The organism is Mycobacterium alsense, from assembly GCF_002086635.1.
In the GTDB taxonomy this organism is placed as follows: Bacteria; Actinomycetota; Actinomycetes; order Mycobacteriales; family Mycobacteriaceae; genus Mycobacterium; species Mycobacterium alsense.
Map to the genome: position 1 here is coordinate 1 of NZ_MVHD01000137.1, position 698 is coordinate 698.

Genomic DNA, 698 nt, shown 5'->3' on the forward strand with positions numbered 1-698 from the left:
CCGGTGTTGCCGAACCCCGCCGCCGACAACAACGCCTGATCCAACTCCTTTTGATGCGCATTGATGGTGCGCGAGGTGATCACCGCGTTGTTGAGGAAATCGAACAGATCCGGCGCCGCATTGGCATAGGTGTCACCCAACCCGGCCAGCTGCTGCACGTCGTGACGGGCCTGCGGCAGCTGCGGATTGACATCATCCAAAATCGCATTCGCGTTGACGATCGACTGCCCGAACTTCTCACCCAACCCCGCCAACGACTGCGCCGCCGCCGAAAGCGTCAGGTTCAACTTGACCGGATCCACCTTCTGCGCAATATCGGTGATCGTCTGAAACAACGTATTGATCTCCGTGGTCACCGACCCGGCCTTGATATTGAACCGTTGCTTGCCGACCACCGCAACCACGGTCTGAGACGAAATCTTCTGCGGCGACGGGTTTTTCGGCGTCGTCAACGACACATACTTGCCACCGAACACCGTGGTCGCCTTGATGTCGGCGTTCACGTTCGCCGGGATCAGCTCGAGGTATCTCGGATACACATCGAGGGTGAAATTGGCCGCCGGCTTACCCTCCCACACCGTCTCAGAGATCTTGGCGACCCGGCCGATCTCCACCCCGTTGTAGGTGACCTTCGAACCCGGATCCATCACCAACCCAGCCCGCGACGCCAGCATCGACAGCTGGGTCTTCGCCGTGAA

Annotated in this window: 1 protein-coding gene; it reads right to left on the reverse strand. The window is 59.7% G+C overall.

From position 1 onward, the window contains the following. Window positions 1-698: MCE family protein (locus BST11_RS26865; RefSeq protein ID WP_142276624.1), on the reverse strand; the 698-nt coding region annotated here is incomplete at both ends.